Genomic DNA, 15,480 nt, shown 5'->3' on the forward strand with positions numbered 1-15,480 from the left:
AAAGAGCCGGCAACAGCGTGTGCATGCGAGAGCCGTAATTCACAGCTCTCGCGGTTCGCGCAACGCGGAAAGCTCAGGCAAACAGCGACTCGTAGTTGTCCGCGGAAAAGCCCAGCGTTTTCACGCGCCCGTTCACGACGATCACGGGCCGCTTGATGATCGACGGTTTGTGGATCATCAGCGCGATCGCGCCGGCGGTCGTGTCGGCTTCGGCCTTGTGCACGTCCGACAGGCCGCGCCAGGTCGTGCCGCGCTTGTTGATGAGCTGATCGAGCGGCACATCTTTAAGCCAGTCCTGGAGCAGCTTGTCATTTACACCGGCCTTCTTGAAGTCGTGAAACTCGAACTCGACGCCGTGCTCCTCGAGCCACACGCGTGCTTTCTTCACGCTGTCGCAATTCGGAATGCCGTAGACGACGGTCGTAGCGGAGCCGCGTGCCACGATCAGTCGCCTCGCAGCAGTTCGTTCAGACCGACCTTCGCACGCGTCTTCGCGTCGACCTTCTTGACGATCACGGCGCAGTACAGGCTGTGCGAGCCGTCCTTCGACGGCAGGTTGCCCGCGACCACCACCGAGCCCGCCGGAATGCGGCCATACGTGACTTCGCCCGTTTCGCGGTCGTAAATCTTCGTGCTCTGGCCGAGGTACACGCCCATCGAAATAACCGAGTTTTCTTCGACGATCACGCCTTCGACGACTTCCGAGCGCGCGCCGATAAAGCAGTTGTCTTCGATGATGACGGGGTTGGCCTGCAGCGGCTCCAGCACGCCGCCGATGCCCACGCCACCCGACAGGTGCACGTTCTTGCCGATCTGCGCGCACGAACCGACGGTGGCCCACGTGTCGACCATCGTGCCTTCATCGACGTACGCGCCGATGTTGGTGTACGACGGCATCAGCACGACGTTCTTCGCGATGAACGAGCCGCGGCGCGCAATGGCGGGCGGCACGACGCGGAAACCGCCCGCGGCGAAATCTTCAGCGGTGTAGTTGGCGAACTTCGACGGCACCTTGTCGTAGAACTGCGAGTAGCCGCCAGCGGGCATCGGTGCGTTGTCTTCCAGGCGGAACGACAGCAGCACGGCCTTTTTCAGCCACTGGTTGACGACCCAGTCGCCGTCCTTCTTCTCGGCGACGCGCAGCGCGCCCTTGTCCAGTTGCTCGATCGCATGCGCGACGGCTTCGCGCACGTCGGCGGGCGCGGCCTTCGGCGACAGGTCGGCGCGGTTGTCCCAGGCGGTATCGATGATCTGCTGAAGTTGTTGCGACATGTTCGTGGTGCTCTTTCGAGTAGGTTGAAATCGGAAAGCGGATGAGGGCGGAGCGCCGTGGCGGCGCTCCCTGCGCGAGAGAACGGCCGGAATCAGGCTTTCAGCGAGCGGCAGAACTCGACGATGCGCCGTGCGCCCTCCGTGCATTCGTCGACGCCTGCGACCAGCGCAAGGCGGACGAAATCGCGGCCGGGGTTCGTGTCGTGCGCGGTGCGCGCGAGATACGAGCCGGGCAGAACCGTCACATTATAGTCGGCGTAGAGGCGGCGGGCGAACTCGTCGTCCGACAGGCCCGTGCGCGCGACGTTGGCCCACAGGTAGAACGCGGCGTCGGGCAGCTTGACGTCGAGCACTTCGGCGAGCATCGGCGTGACGGTCGCAAACTTCTGCACATACATCGCGCGGTTTTCGCGCACGTGCGCTTCGTCGCTCCAGGCGGCAATGCTCGCCGACTGGTAGACGGTCGACAAGGCGGCGCCGTGATATGTGCGGTATAGCAGGAACTGCTTGAGAATCGACGCGTCGCCCGCGACGAAGCCCGAGCGCATGCCCGGCACGTTCGAGCGCTTCGAAAGGCTCGACAGCACCACGATCCGCTCGAACCCGCGACCGAGTTTGTGCGCCGCTTCCAGTGCGCCGAGCGGCGGACGTGCCTCGTCGAAATAGATCTCCGAATAGCATTCGTCCGACGCGATCACGAAACCGTGACGGTCCGACAGTTCGAACAGTTCGCGCCAGTCGTCGAGCGTCAGCACGGCGCCCGTCGGGTTGCCCGGCGAGCAGACGTACAGCAGTTGCGTGCGTGCCCAGATGTCGGCGGGAATGGCCGAGTAGTCACAGGCGAAGTTGCGTTTCGGGTCGCTGTTGGCGAAGTACGGCTGCGCGCCCGCCAGCAGCGCCGCGCCTTCATAGATTTGATAGAACGGGTTCGGACAGAGTACGATCGCAGGCTCGCCCTGCGCGTTCTTTTTCGGGTCAATCACCGTTTGCGCCAGCGCGAACAGGGCCTCGCGCGAACCGGCCACGGGCAGCACCTGGGTGGCGGGATCGACGGGCGGCAGGTGATAGCGCGTCGTGACCCACTTCGCGATCGCCTCGCGCAGCGCGGGCGTGCCGAGCGTGAGCGGATACGCGGCGAGACCGCCGAGCGAATCGATCACGGCCTTCTTGATCAGTTCAGGCGTCGGGTGTTTCGGCTCGCCGATGCCGAAGCTGATGTGAGCAAGGCTGGCGGGCGGCGTGACGTCCTTGAAGAGCAGACGCAGCTTTTCGAAGGGATAGGGCTGGAGGGTGTCGAGTAGCGGATTCACTTGGCGGTTCGGCGTAGATTCGGCGTGTTGCACAACGGATTGTCGCGCTGACACAGGCTGACACGGGTGAAGACGGCGCACGACGGATGGCATGCGCAAGGCAGTCGAAGCAGCCGCGCAGTCCCGTCGATGAGCGAATGATTATAGCGTGCCAGCGGGCCGGGGCACGGCGCATCGTCCGATTGGACAAGGCTTTGCAGCGGCGGCGAACAGGCCGTCGGCGCGTCGGACGACCTGACGCACGACGAAAAAACAGGAGACACAATGCAGGCAATGACCAGACGCAACGGTCAGCAATTCAAGGGCAACGGCTGGCAGCGACCACGCGCCGCCGGAGCCGGCAACACACAAGGCAAGGAAGTCATGCAGCACATGCTGGACATCGCCGGGAGCGCCGCGCGATGAATCTCCCCCTTCGCAATACGCTTTACAACGCATGGCCGACGCTCGCGATCATGATGGGCGCGTCCGTGTGGGGCATGGTCTGGTATCCGCTGCGCATGCTCAATGCGCTTGGCGTGTCGGGTACCGCCGCGAGCGCGCTGACGAGCGGCGCGGGCTGCCTGTTCGTGCTGCTCGTGCGCCGCAGCGCGATCAAAACGGTGCGCTGGCACTGGCTGTTGCCCGCGCTCGCGCTGTTCGCGGGCATCACCAACCTCGGTTTCGTGTGGGGCGCGATCCACGGGCAAGTGATGCGCGTGCTGCTGCTTTTCTATCTGACGCCCGCGTGGACCGCGCTCTTTGCGCATTTCATCCTGCGTGAGCGGCTGACGTGGGCGGGCGCGGGGCTCGCCGCGCTGTCGCTGGCGGGCGCGATGATGATGCTGTGGTCGCCGCAGCTCGGCATTCCCGTGCCCGGCAGCCTCGCCGAATGGGCAGGGCTCGTGGCGGGCATGTCGTTCGCGATGAGCAATGTGCTGATCGTCAGAACGAGCCGCGAGTTGCCCGGCATGCGCGCGGAAATGCGCACGGCCGTGATCTTCGGCGGCGCGGCGATCTTCGGCGCGCTGGCCTCGCTGTTCGAGGCCATGCCCGCGCCGCCGCCAGGCGCTCACGCCGGTGAATTGACGCTGCTGGTGCTGGGCATCGGCTTCGTGCTCGCGACCAACAACATGCTGGTGCAATTCGGTCTGGCGCGCGTGCCGGCGAACCGCGCGTCGATCATCATGCTGTTCGAACTGGTCGTGACGGCGCTCACCGCGTGGCTGTTCGCGGGCGAAGTGCCGGGTCCGCGCGAATGGGCGGGCGGCGCGTGCATCGTGCTGGCCTCCGCGCTATCGAGCTGGGTGCATCGGTCGAAGCCCGGCGCGCAGACCAACGCGCCAGCCGATGCAGGCGACGAAGGAAAGGCGGATGGCGACGGTAAGAATCAACCACGCGCGATGGTATGATTCCCCCTCATTGGCCGGCGGCGCAGCGTAGGGCGCGCCGCGGCGCCGGAATCGCAGCGGGATCGCGCGTTCCGTTTCCATAAATACTTTTAAACAGCGATATCGCCGTGCGTCTGACCTCGATCAAACTCGCTGGCTTCAAGTCATTCGTCGATCCCACGCATTTCCAGGTTCCGGGCCAGCTCGTCGGCGTGGTCGGTCCCAATGGTTGCGGCAAGTCCAACATCATCGACGCCGTGCGCTGGGTGCTCGGCGAATCGCGCGCCTCCGAACTGCGCGGCGAGTCGATGCAGGACGTGATCTTCAACGGCTCGACGGCGCGCAAGCCAGGCAGCCGCGCCAGCGTCGAACTCGTGTTCGACAACGCCGACGGTCGTGCCGCCGGACAGTGGGGCCAGTATGCCGAAATCGCCGTCAAGCGCGTGCTGACGCGCGACGGCACCTCGAGCTACTACATCAACAATCTTCCCGCGCGCCGCCGCGACATCCAGGACATCTTCCTCGGCACGGGCCTCGGTCCGCGCGCGTACGCGATCATCGGGCAGGGCATGATCGCGCGGATCATCGAGGCGAAGCCCGAAGAACTGCGCGTGTTCCTCGAAGAAGCCGCGGGCGTGTCGAAGTACAAGGAACGCCGCCGCGAAACCGAGAACCGTCTGCACGACACGCGCGAAAATCTGACGCGCGTTGAAGACATCGTGCGCGAACTGACGGCGAATCTGGAAAAGCTCGAAGCACAGGCCGTCGTCGCGACGAAGTTCAAGGATCTGCAGGCCGAAGGTGAAGAGAAGCAGCGCCTGCTGTGGCTCTTGCGCAAAAACGAGGCGGGCACCGAGCAGGACAAGCAGAAGCGTGCGATCGAACAGGCGCAGATCGACCTCGAAGCGCACACCGCGAAGCTGCGCGAAGTCGAGGCGCAACTCGAAACGCTGCGCGTCGCGCACTATTCGGCCAGCGACGCCATGCAGGGCGCACAAGGCGCGCTGTACGAAGCGAACGCCGAGGTGAGCCGCCTCGAAGCCGAGATCAAGTTCATTGTCGAATCGCGCAACCGCGTGCAGGCGCAGATCGCCGCGCTGACGGCGCAACGTGAGCAGTGGCTCGCGCAGGCGCAAAAGGCCCAGGACGACCTCGAAGACGCCGAAGCGCAGCTCGCAGAAGGCGACGAGAAAGCCGCGATCGCCGAAGAGACGGCGGCCGCAAAGCATGACGCGATGCCCGCGCTCGAAGCGCGCTGGCGCGATGCGCAGTCGCAACTGAACGAGGAACGTGCGGGTATCGCGCAGACCGAACAGGCGATCAAGCTCGAAGCCGCGCATCAGCGCAACGCCGATCAGCAACTGCAGCAGTTGCAGCAGCGCCAGGAACGCCTGAAGACGGAAGCGAGCGGTCTCGATGCGCCCGACGAAGCGCAGCTCGAAGAACTGCGCATGCAGCTCGCCGAGCACGAAGAGATCCTGCGCGAAGCGCAGGAGCGTCTTGCCGACGCACAGGACACGCTGCCACGCGTCGACGCCGAACGCCGCGCCGCGCAGGAGCGCGTGCAGGCGGAAAGCGCACAGATTCATCAGCTTGAAGCGCGCCTCGCCGCGCTGCGCCAGCTGCAGGAAAACGTACAGACGGAAGGCAAGATCCAGCCGTGGCTCGACAAGCACGAGCTGGGCGCGCTGCCCCGTCTGTGGAAGAAGCTGCATGTCGAAGCCGGTTGGGAAACCGCGCTCGAATCGATTCTGCGCGAGCGTCTGGCTGCGCTGGAAGTGTCGAATCTCGACTGGGTGAAGCATTTCGTCAGCGATGCGCCGCCCGCCAAGCTCGCGTTTTACGCGCCGCCCGCGGCGGGGCAGGCTGTCGCTGCGCCGGCGTCGCTGCGGCCGTTGCTGTCGCTGGTGCGTATCGACGATGCCGGCATTCGCGCCGTGCTCAACGACTGGCTTGGCCACGCGTTCGTCGCGGACGACCTGCCGCAAGCGCTGTCGATGCGCGCGCAACTGCCCGAAGGCGGCATGTTCGTCGTGAAGGCGGGGCATGTGGTGACGCGCGTCGGTGTTCAGCTGTACGCAGCCGATTCCGAGCAGGCAGGCATGCTCGCGCGCCAGCAGGAAATCGAAAACCTGACGCGTCAGGTGCGCGCGCAGGCGCTGCTCGCCGAAGAAGCGAAGGCGGCCGCGATTCGTGCGGAAGCCGCGCATACGCAGGCTTCGAATGCATTGACGGAAGTACGCCAGCAGGCCGAGCGCGCCACCCAGCGCGTGCACGCGCTGCAGATGGACGTGCTCAAACTCACGCAGGCGCATGAGCGCTACACGCAGCGCAGCACGCAGATCGGCGAGGAACTCGAAGAGATCACCGCGCAGATCGAAGAACAGCGCGGGTTGCGTGCCGAATCGGAAGCGAACTTCGAGCGTCACGACGCCGAACTTGCCGAATTGCAGGCGCGTTTCGAAGATAACCAGCTCGCGTTCGAATCGCTCGACGAAGAACTGGGCAACGCGCGCAACGAAGCGCGTGATCTCGACCGCGCCGCGACTGATGCGCGCTTTGCCGCGCGCAATATGGCGAACCGTATCGACGAGTTGAAGCGCAGCATTCAGGTCGCGCACGAGCAGAGCGAGCGCGTCGCCGGTTCGCTCGAAGACGCGCGCGCCGAACTCGAAACGATCAACGAGCAGACGGCCCACACCGGCTTGCAGGACGCGCTCGACATTCGCCGCGTGAAGGAAGAAGCGCTGCATGCCGCGCGTCTCGAACTCGACGATCTGACTGCGAAGCTGCGTGCCGCAGACGAACTGCGTCTGACCACCGAGCGTTCGCTGCAGCCGCTGCGCGACCGCATCACGGAATTGCAGTTGAAGGAACAGGCGGCGCGCCTGAACGCCGAGCAGTTCATCGAACAGCTGACGGCGGCGGGTGTCGACGAAGCCGAGCTTCAGGCCAAGCTCACGTCGGACATGAAGCCGTCGTATCTGCAGGGCGAAGTGACGCGCATCAACAACGCGATCGCGGCGCTCGGTCCGGTCAACATGGCCGCGCTCGACGAGCTGAAGGCGGCGACCGAACGCAAGCACTTCCTCGACGCGCAATCGGCCGACCTGACCAACGCAATCGAAACGCTCGAAGACGCGATCCGCAAGATCGACCAGGAAACGCGCACGCTGCTGCAGGGCACGTTCGACCAGGTGAACCATCATTTCGGCGAGCTCTTCCCGCGTCTCTTTGGCGGCGGCCAGGCGAAGCTGATCATGACGGGCGACGAGATTCTCGATGCCGGCGTGCAGGTGATGGCGCAGCCGCCGGGCAAGAAGAATTCGACGATTCACCTGCTGTCGGGCGGCGAAAAAGCGCTCACGGCAACGGCCCTCGTGTTCGCGATGTTCCAGCTGAACCCGGCGCCGTTCTGTCTGCTCGACGAAGTGGACGCGCCGCTCGACGACGCGAACACCGAGCGTTTCGCGAACCTTGTGCGTGCGATGTCGGCCAAAACACAGTTCCTGTTCATTTCCCACAACAAGATTGCGATGGAAATGGCGCAGCAGCTGATCGGGGTGACGATGCAGGAGCAGGGCGTATCGCGGATCGTGGCCGTCGACATGGAAACGGCTGCGGGATTTGTCCAGAATATCGTTTAAACGTCCATCCGCGCGGCGCTTTGGCCACGCGCGGGTGTTGCTGAAACAGAATTGAATTCGCTGCGCGCAGGCGCCCGCAGCGGCGGCGTGTGTCACCTTCGGTGCCGCATGCCAGCCGCGCGAACCCGGCACTTCGCACGGCGACGAAAAGAAACGCAGATGGAGCGTGCATGGACGAGTTGACACTCGGGTTGATCGGCGCGGGCGCCGTGGTAGTCGGGGGTGTGGTGGTCTACAACGCGTGGCAGGGCGCGAAGGTGCGCCGCAAGATGCCACGGCCGATGCCTGCCGACGCAGCGGAACCGCTCGCACGGGACGACCACGAAGAGCAGAGCCCCTTCATCGAGCCGGCGCGACCGACGACGCGCCGTGAACCCAACGCGGGCGAAGCGGCGGAAGTCGCGCGTGTCGAGCCGACATTCGGTGGTGCGGCACCGCTTGATACACCCGCTGATATTCAGGCCGAGAACACATCGCCGAACGGCTTCCCTGAAGGTGAGGAAGGCGAGCAACCCGTCACCGAAGCGCCAGCCGACGACGAACGCAACGAACCGATCCTGCCCGCCGCCACGACGATTTCGTCGGCGCCGCCCGCCATCGTCGATCGACGTATCGACTGCATCGTGCCGATCAAACTGTCGGCGCCTGTCGCAGGCGACAAGGTGTTGCCGCTCGCGCAGCGTCTGCGCCGCGCGGGCAGCAAGCCGGTGCATATCGAAGGCAAGCCGGAAGGCGGCGGCGCGTGGGAACTGCTGCAAAACGGCGTGCGCTATGAAGACCTGCGCGCGGCTGCGCAGCTTGCGAACCGCAGCGGCCCGCTCAATGAACTGGAGTTTTCCGAGTTCGTGACGGGCGTCCAGCAATTCGCCGATGCGCTCGACGCATCGCCCGAATTCCCCGACATGATGGAAACCGTGTCGATGGCGCGCGAGCTGGACGGCTTTGCTGCGCAATGCGACGCGCAACTGTCGATCAACGTGCTGTCCGATGGCGCGCCGTGGTCGGCGAACTACGTGCAGGCAGTAGCCTCGCAAGACGGGCTGCTGCTGTCGCGCGATGGCACGCGCTTCGTCAAGCTCGACGCGAAGCAGAGCCCCGTGTTCATGCTGCAGTTCGGCGACACCAACTTCCTGCGCGACGACCTCACGTACAAGGGTGGCCAGATGATCACGCTGGTGCTCGACGTGCCTGTCGCGGATGAGGATATTCTGCCGTTCCGGCTGATGTGCGATTACGCGAAGTCACTGGCCGAGCGTATCGGCGGACGTGTTGTGGACGATGGCCGTCGGCCGCTGCCCGAGAGTGCCTTGCTCGCGATCGAGAAGCAGTTGATGACGCTTTATGCGAAGCTCGAGCAGGCGGGGATTCCGGCTGGGTCGCCGGCTACGCGGCGGTTGTTTAGTCAGTGAGTGTGGTGCGGGTGAGGGGTTTGATGTTTCTTCGCATCCGCGGGTTGGGTTCGGTGCGCTAGCGTTGTGTCGGTGGTTTTTGTCTTGCGACGCTTCGTTTGATTTGCTTTTGTTTTCGCTGGCATCCGCGTTTTGTCTCTGGTTTGCTAGCGTTGCCCCTGTGCGGGGCGGCACCTACGTTTCTTTGCCGCGGCAAAGAAACGTAGGCAAAAGAAAGCCGCTCACACCGCCAGCCCTTGCTATTGCCCACGAGCCCCCAACGGCCCCATCCTGTCCGCGACAGCATTCTTCTCGATGCCCGCTGCCAGCGCTTCGAATTGACTCATCACCCGCTCCGCACTCCCGCGTTACCACAGACGCTGCCAAATTGCACACGTTCTACAGCGGCAAACTGTGTGTAGGCTTTCGCGTCGTATGCGCTCCACTACGGACTGAAAAACACGATCGGTGTCGTAAGAGCGCCGACGCATGAAGCGCTACGACCTACACACAGTTTGCCACCTGGGCGGGATAAACCGTTCGCTGCCGCTGGCTGCGCTACGGGTGATTGAAGCGGGTGAGGCGATTATTCGAAGCGCTGGCAACGGGCGTCGACTGAGAAGTTGCCGTGTGAAGGATAAGAACCGTTGGGGGCCCTCAGGCAAACACGAGAACGGGCGGTGTTGGCCTGCTTTCTTTGCTTACTTTCTTTGCGGCGGCAAAGAAAGTAAGTGCCGCCCCGCACAGGGGCAACGCTCGCACCGCGTAGGCGCCACGCGGATGCCATCAAAAGAGCAAAAAAACCACAGCACGCGCAGCGAACACCCTTACCCCACATCATCCGGCCATGGTTGGCCGCTGATCCACGCCTTGATTGCGGCGACGACTGCCTCGTCCTTGCCATAGAACCCATGATGCGACAGCGCTTCACATGGCTTGCTGCGCACGTCTCCACCATGCACGGTAATCAGCGCGTACTGACCGCTATCGGCAATACGTTTGAGCGCCTCGTACGAACACAGAAAGCAACCATCATCGCCGTGCTGTACGAAAAGCTGCCGCGGCCGGATCGAGCCGTAGTCGAACCCGATCAACGGCGTCGCCTGACCGCGCGCGGGACTGCTGAGCGTCGAGGTATGCACGACTGCGTCCCATACGTCAGGCAACGCGCGGCCCACATAAGCCGTCGATATCGTGCCGCGACTGGTGCCGATCAACACCAGCTTCGCTTGCGGAAAACGGCCGCGCAGACTGGCGGCCACTTGCGCGAGATCCTGCGCTGAGCGCGGCGATGCGCGGAACGCGTCGGAGTAGCCGTCGGGTTGATCGGACGGCGCATCGACGATGGCAGTCGCGAATTGCCCATCCACGAACAGTTGGCGTGCGCGAATCAGGAAGTTGTTCTTCTCGCGCATGTGGATCGTGCCGTCGGACTGTTGCGACAGTTCGAGATCGCCCGCGCTGCCTGGAAACATCACGAGTACCCAATGCGGCTGGCTGGCGTCCTGCTGTGTGAGCAGATAGGAGATCGACGCGCCTTGCGTGAGCGGCACATTGATGACCTGTTCGCTCGCCATCGCGACAGGCGCTCGAAGGACGGCAAGCGCGGTCAGCAGCATCAGCAGGCGACGGACAAATCGGAAGGCGAAAGCAGGCATAGTGATGGTTTCTCCCGGTCGATGCGTGCCGCCATGAAGGGCGATACGCGATGGACGGCAGGCGACACGGTCGCATTGCGGCCCGCGCGCTGTCAACGTCTTGCGCATGAACTGGCCATTCGGCCAAGGCTTGCAGGAGTCCGTTGTCTCGGTTTGAATGCGCACGAAACTGGCCATCCGGCCGATGCCACAGGAAGCGCTTCCTGAGATAATCTGACATCCCGTTACCTTCCGCGAAACACCGACAGCATGTCCCGAACCAAAGTCCCTGATCCTGCAACCAGCACACCCGCCGAGCGGGCGTCGTGGCTGCGCGCCGAACTCGAGCGCGCGAACCACGCGTACTACGTGCTCGACCAGCCGGACCTGCCCGACGCGGAATACGACAGGCTGTTCAAGGAACTGCAGCAGATCGAAAGCGAACACTCAGATCTGATCACGCCGGATTCGCCCACGCAGCGCGTCGGCGGCGAAGTGGCGAGCGGCTTTCAGCCAGTCGTGCACGACATGCCGATGCTGTCGCTGAACAACGGCTTTTCGGACGAAGACATCGCTGCCTTTGACAAGCGCGTGTCGGACGCGCTGCAGCAGACGCCCGTCGACTACGCATGCGAACTGAAATTCGATGGCCTCGCCATCTCGCTGCGCTACGTGGATGGCGAGTTCACGCAGGCGGCCACGCGCGGCGACGGCGCAACAGGCGAGGACGTGACGCGCAACGTGCGCACCATCCGCTCGATTCCCCTCAAGCTCAAGGGCAAGCGCGTGCCGAAGCTGATCGACGTGCGCGGCGAAGTGCTGATGTTCAAGCGCGATTTCGACAAGCTGAACCAGCGTCAGCGCGAAGCGGAGCAGCGCGAGTTCGCGAACCCGCGCAACGCGGCAGCGGGCAGCTTGCGGCAGCTCGATTCGAAGATCACGGCGCAACGGCCGTTGTCGTTCTTCGCGTATGGGATCGGCGTGCTCGACGGTATCGAGATGCCGGCCACGCACGGCGAACTGCTCGACTGGTACGACGAGATGGGGCTGCCCGTGAACAGCGAACGCGCCGTCGTGCAAGGCGCTGAAGGCTTGCTCGATTTCTTCCACAAGGTGGGCGAGAAGCGCGACGGGTTACCGTACGACATCGACGGTGTCGTCTACAAGGTGAACCGGCGGGACCAGCAGGACGCGCTGGGATTCGTTTCGCGCGCGCCGCGCTTTGCGCTCGCGCACAAGTTCCCGGCACAGGAAGCGCTGACAAAGCTCGTCGCCATCGACGTGCAGGTCGGCCGCACCGGTGCGATCACGCCTGTCGCGCGGCTCGAGCCCGTATTCGTCGGCGGCGCGACCGTGACAAACGCGACGCTGCATAACGAAGACGAAGTGCGCCGCAAGGACATCCGCATCGGCGACACCGTGATCGTGCGGCGCGCGGGCGATGTGATTCCCGAAGTGGTCGGCGCGCTGCTCGACCGGCGTCCGCCAGACGCGGCGGAATTCGTGATGCCGACGGAATGCCCGGTGTGCGGTTCCGCAATCGAACGTCTGCCTGACGAAGCGATCGCACGCTGCTCGGGCGGCCTGTTCTGTCCGGCGCAGCGCAAGCAGGCGCTGTGGCATTTCGCGCAGCGCCGCGCGCTCGATATCGACGGTCTGGGCGAAAAGATCATCGATCAACTGGTCGAGCTGAATCTGGTGCGTACGCCCGCGGATCTGTTCAATCTCGGCTTTGCGACGCTTGCGGAACTCGACCGGTTCGCGGATAAGTCCGCGCAGAACCTCATCGACTCGCTCGAAAAGGCCAAGCACACCACGCTCGCGCGTTTCATCTACGCGTTGGGCATCCGGCATGTCGGCGAATCGACGGCGAAGGATCTGGCAAAGCATTTCGGGTCGCTCGATCCGATCATGAGCGCGTCGGTTGAAGAACTGCTCGAAGTGAACGATGTCGGGCCGATCGTCGCCGAGGCAATTCATCAGTTCTTCGCCGAGGAACACAACCGTACGGTCATCGAGCAGTTGCGCGCACCCGGCAAGGTAACGTGGCCCGAAGGCCCGCCCGCGCCGAAGGCGCCGCAGGGCGTGCTGGCGGGCAAGACGGTCGTGCTGACGGGCACGCTGCCCAACATGGGACGCGACGAAGCGAAAGAGTTGCTGGAAGCGGCCGGCGCGAAAGTGGCCGGTTCGGTGTCGAAGAAGACCGATTACGTGGTGGCGGGGGCCGAAGCGGGCAGCAAACTCGCGAAAGCCGAGGAACTCGGCATCCCCGTGCTCGACGAAGATGGTATGCGTAAGCTCCTGGAGGGGCACACAACATGATTCACGAAATCCTCAAGATGGGCGATCCGCGCCTCTTGCGCATCGCCAAACCGGTCGATCATTTCGACACGCCCGAACTGCACGAACTCGTGCGCGATATGTTCGAGACGATGCACGACGCCAACGGCGCAGGTCTTGCCGCGCCGCAGATCGGCGTCGATCTTCAGGTCGTGATCTTTGGCTTCGGGCACAACGAGCGATATCCCGACGCGCCTTCTGTGCCGGAAACGGTGTTGATCAACCCCACCATCACGCCCGTTTCACTCGATACGGAAGAGGGCTGGGAGGGTTGTCTATCGGTGCCGGGGTTGCGCGGCGCGGTGAGCCGTCTGTCGATGATCCGTTATCACGGCTTCGATCAGTTCGGCAAACCGATCGATCGCGTCGCCGAGGGCTTTCATGCGCGCGTCGTTCAGCATGAGTGCGATCACCTGATCGGCAAGCTGTACCCGATGCGAATTACGGACTTTTCAAAGTTCGGCTTTACCGAGGTGCTGTTCCCTGACCTCGATCCGAAATCGGACGACTGAGGTTCAGGCGTTGATAAGAAAAAAGCCCGCGCGAGCGGGCTTTTTCGTGTCGATTGCGCGCTGCAAAGGCAGCGCGACGGCACTTAGAACGATTCGTCCGGTCCGAGGTAACGCCATTGGCCAGGCGGCAGTGCGCCCAGCATCACGTGGCCCATCCGCACGCGCTTGAGGCCCACGACGTGCAGTCCGACCAGTTCGCACATGCGGCGAATCTGGCGCTTCTTGCCTTCGCGCAGCACGAAGCGCAGTTGCTCGCCGTTTTGCCAGCTGACCAGCGCAGGCTTGAGCGGCACGCCGTCGAGTTCGAGGCCATGGCACAGCTGCGCGAGGCTCTCAGCGGGGAACGCGTGCTCGACGTCCGTTTCGACATCGCCGTATGCGACGCGCACCAGGTATTCCTTGTCGATGTCCGAATGCCCGCCGATCAGTTGCTTCGCAATGCGGCCATCCTGCGTGAGCACCAGCAACCCCGTCGAATCGATGTCGAGGCGGCCCGCTGGCGCGAGCTGGCGTAGATGCGCGACCGAGAAACGGAGATCCGTGTGATCGCCTTCCCAGCGGTTCTCGGGTTTGACGAGCGTCACGGCCGGCTCGTAACCATCTTCCGCCTGACCCGACACAAAGCCGACCGGCTTGTGGATGAGGATCGTCACCTGCTTGAGTTGCATCGCCTGTGCGGCAGGGTCGATCTGGATGTCGGCGTCGGGACGAACCTTCGTGCCGAGCGTATCGATGACCACGCCGTCCACCGTGACCCAGCCCTTCTCGATCCATTCGTCCGCTTCGCGGCGCGAGCACAGGCCGAGTTCGGACATCAGCTTCGACAGGCGCAGATTGCCGGGCGCGTCGTTGTATTCGCCCTCGTCGCGCTGTCTCGGTGCGGCGGTCGGGCGGGCCTTGCGCACGGTTTTTTCAGCCGGGCGGTCGAAGCGCGCCGGACGATCGAAGCTGTCTTCGATCGCGCGCGTATCGCGTTTGGCCTTGGTGGCGCGAGGCGCTGCTTTTGGCGCGGCGTCGTCGGTGCGCTCGCCGTACGCGGCCTTCGCGGGCTTTGCGTAGGTGCGTTCGCCGCCAGCTTGCGTGTCGTCGCTGCGACTGCGGCGCGGTGCGCCTTCGCCACGCGGACGACGTTCGGCGGATCCGTCGCGCTCGCCGGAGAAGCGCGGGCGCGAAGATTCGCTGCTGCGTTCGCGCGGAGCGCTACGGCGTTCGTCGCCGTCACGGGAGAAGCGCGGCGCGCTACGACGTTCGTCACCTTCGCGCGGGGCGCGAGGTGCGCGGCGTTCGTCGCCATCACGAGAGAAGCGCGGCGCGCTACGACGTTCGTCACCTTCGCGCGGGGCGCGAGGTGCGCGGCGTTCATCGCCGTCACGGGAGAAGCGCGGTGCGCTGCGTCGTTCGTCACCGTCACGGGAGAAACGCGGCGCGCTGCGGCGTTCATCGCCTTCCCGCGGAGCACGAGGTGCGCGACGTTCGTCGCCGTCACGGGAGAAACGCGGTGCACTGCGGCGCTCGTCGCCTTCCCGCGGAGCACGAGGCGCGCGGCGTTCGTCGCCGTCACGGGAGAAACGCGGCGCGCTGCGGCGTTCATCACCTTCGCGCGGGGCGCGAGGTGCGCGGCGTTCGTCGCCATCACGAGAGAAACGCGGAGCGCTACGGCGTTCGTCGCCGTCACGTGAAAAGCGCGGTGCACGTTCCTCCGCCGATGCGGTGCCTCGCGAAGGACGATCCGACGGCGTGCGTCGTTCGGCCCGATCACCGGCGTCACGACGGAAACCACCACTTGCGCCGGCGCCTTCCTTTCGCGCCGGACGGTCACCCGTCGAGCGGCGTTCGAACGAATCGGAATCGCCACGTTCGCGCGAACCAGCGCCCGATGCGCGGGCAGGACGATCACCGAAGCGCGGGGATGCCCCTTCACGTGCACCCGCCGACGGTCCGCGGCGCTCGCCCGTCGCGCCCGCCGTCTTGCCAGCGGGGCGCCGCCCGGTGTCGCCGCCGTCA

Annotated in this window: 11 protein-coding genes; 6 read left to right on the forward strand and 5 right to left on the reverse strand. The window is 64.5% G+C overall.

Annotated features, from left to right (window positions below):
* Nucleotides 1-73 precede the first annotated feature (73 nt).
* The 3 genes from G3O01_RS18890 to dapC form a co-directional block, all read right to left on the reverse strand.
* Complete coding sequence (locus G3O01_RS18890) at nt 74-442, reverse strand: ArsC family reductase (protein ID WP_205806650.1); 369 nt, start codon at nt 440-442, stop codon at nt 74-76.
* Nucleotides 443-444: 2 nt separating this feature from the next.
* Complete coding sequence (gene dapD / locus G3O01_RS18895; protein ID WP_131242114.1) at nt 445-1,272, reverse strand: 2,3,4,5-tetrahydropyridine-2,6-dicarboxylate N-succinyltransferase; 828 nt, start codon at nt 1,270-1,272, stop codon at nt 445-447.
* A gap of 92 nt (nt 1,273-1,364) precedes the next feature.
* On the reverse strand, nt 1,365-2,582 hold the full coding sequence (gene dapC, locus G3O01_RS18900) for a succinyldiaminopimelate transaminase (RefSeq protein ID WP_205806651.1): 1,218 nt from the start codon (nt 2,580-2,582) through the stop codon (nt 1,365-1,367).
* Nucleotides 2,583-2,846: 264 nt separating this feature from the next.
* Here dapC and G3O01_RS18905 point away from each other — a divergent pair, with 264 nt between their 5' ends.
* The 4 genes from G3O01_RS18905 (at nt 2,847) to G3O01_RS18920 (ending at nt 9,008) form a co-directional block, all read left to right on the forward strand.
* Complete coding sequence (locus G3O01_RS18905) at nt 2,847-2,987, forward strand: hypothetical protein (RefSeq protein WP_205806652.1); 141 nt, start codon at nt 2,847-2,849, stop codon at nt 2,985-2,987.
* The gene (locus G3O01_RS18910) at nt 2,984-3,973 is read left to right on the forward strand and encodes a DMT family transporter (protein ID WP_205806653.1); all 990 of its coding nucleotides are present in this window, start codon (nt 2,984-2,986) and stop codon (nt 3,971-3,973) included. Before G3O01_RS18905 ends, G3O01_RS18910 begins: the two co-directional genes overlap by 4 nt.
* Nucleotides 3,974-4,080: 107 nt before the next feature.
* Entirely contained in the window at nt 4,081-7,599 is a 3,519-nt protein-coding gene (gene smc, locus G3O01_RS18915) for a chromosome segregation protein SMC (RefSeq protein WP_205806654.1), read from the forward strand.
* A 170-nt stretch (nt 7,600-7,769) separates the two neighbouring features.
* Entirely contained in the window at nt 7,770-9,008 is a 1,239-nt protein-coding gene (locus tag G3O01_RS18920; RefSeq protein WP_205806655.1) for a cell division protein ZipA C-terminal FtsZ-binding domain-containing protein, read from the forward strand.
* 806 nt (nt 9,009-9,814) lie between these two features.
* Here G3O01_RS18920 and G3O01_RS18925 read toward each other — a convergent pair.
* The gene (locus G3O01_RS18925; RefSeq protein ID WP_205806656.1) at nt 9,815-10,645 is read right to left on the reverse strand and encodes a hypothetical protein; all 831 of its coding nucleotides are present in this window, start codon (nt 10,643-10,645) and stop codon (nt 9,815-9,817) included.
* A 249-nt stretch (nt 10,646-10,894) separates the two neighbouring features.
* Between G3O01_RS18925 and ligA the strand changes: the two genes are divergently transcribed.
* On the forward strand, nt 10,895-12,946 hold the full coding sequence (ligA, locus tag G3O01_RS18930) for an NAD-dependent DNA ligase LigA (protein ID WP_205806657.1): 2,052 nt from the start codon (nt 10,895-10,897) through the stop codon (nt 12,944-12,946).
* On the forward strand, nt 12,943-13,476 hold the full coding sequence (def, locus tag G3O01_RS18935; protein WP_007580570.1) for a peptide deformylase: 534 nt from the start codon (nt 12,943-12,945) through the stop codon (nt 13,474-13,476). Before ligA ends, def begins: the two co-directional genes overlap by 4 nt.
* A gap of 83 nt (nt 13,477-13,559) precedes the next feature.
* Here def and G3O01_RS45350 read toward each other — a convergent pair.
* Nucleotides 13,560-15,480, reverse strand: a 1,921-nt coding sequence (locus G3O01_RS45350; protein ID WP_241024059.1) for a pseudouridine synthase, incomplete at its 5' end; no start/stop codon positions are given.

The sequence above is a fragment of the Burkholderia sp. Ac-20365 genome (assembly GCF_017104715.1).
Classification (GTDB): domain Bacteria; phylum Pseudomonadota; class Gammaproteobacteria; order Burkholderiales; family Burkholderiaceae; genus Paraburkholderia.

Bases quoted from the DNA above. Each gene is read 5' to 3' on its own strand.
- dapD (WP_131242114.1), bottom strand. From the start codon at position 1,272: ATGTCGCAACAACTTCAGCAGATCATCGATACCGCCTGGGACAACCGC.
- G3O01_RS18905 (WP_205806652.1), top strand. From the start codon at position 2,847: ATGCAGGCAATGACCAGACGCAACGGTCAGCAATTCAAGGGCAACGGC.
- G3O01_RS18910 (WP_205806653.1), top strand. From the start codon at position 2,984: ATGAATCTCCCCCTTCGCAATACGCTTTACAACGCATGGCCGACGCTC.
- G3O01_RS18920 (WP_205806655.1), top strand. From the start codon at position 7,770: ATGGACGAGTTGACACTCGGGTTGATCGGCGCGGGCGCCGTGGTAGTC.
- G3O01_RS18925 (WP_205806656.1), bottom strand. From the start codon at position 10,645: ATGCCTGCTTTCGCCTTCCGATTTGTCCGTCGCCTGCTGATGCTGCTG.
- ligA (WP_205806657.1), top strand. From the start codon at position 10,895: ATGTCCCGAACCAAAGTCCCTGATCCTGCAACCAGCACACCCGCCGAG.
- def (WP_007580570.1), top strand. From the start codon at position 12,943: ATGATTCACGAAATCCTCAAGATGGGCGATCCGCGCCTCTTGCGCATC.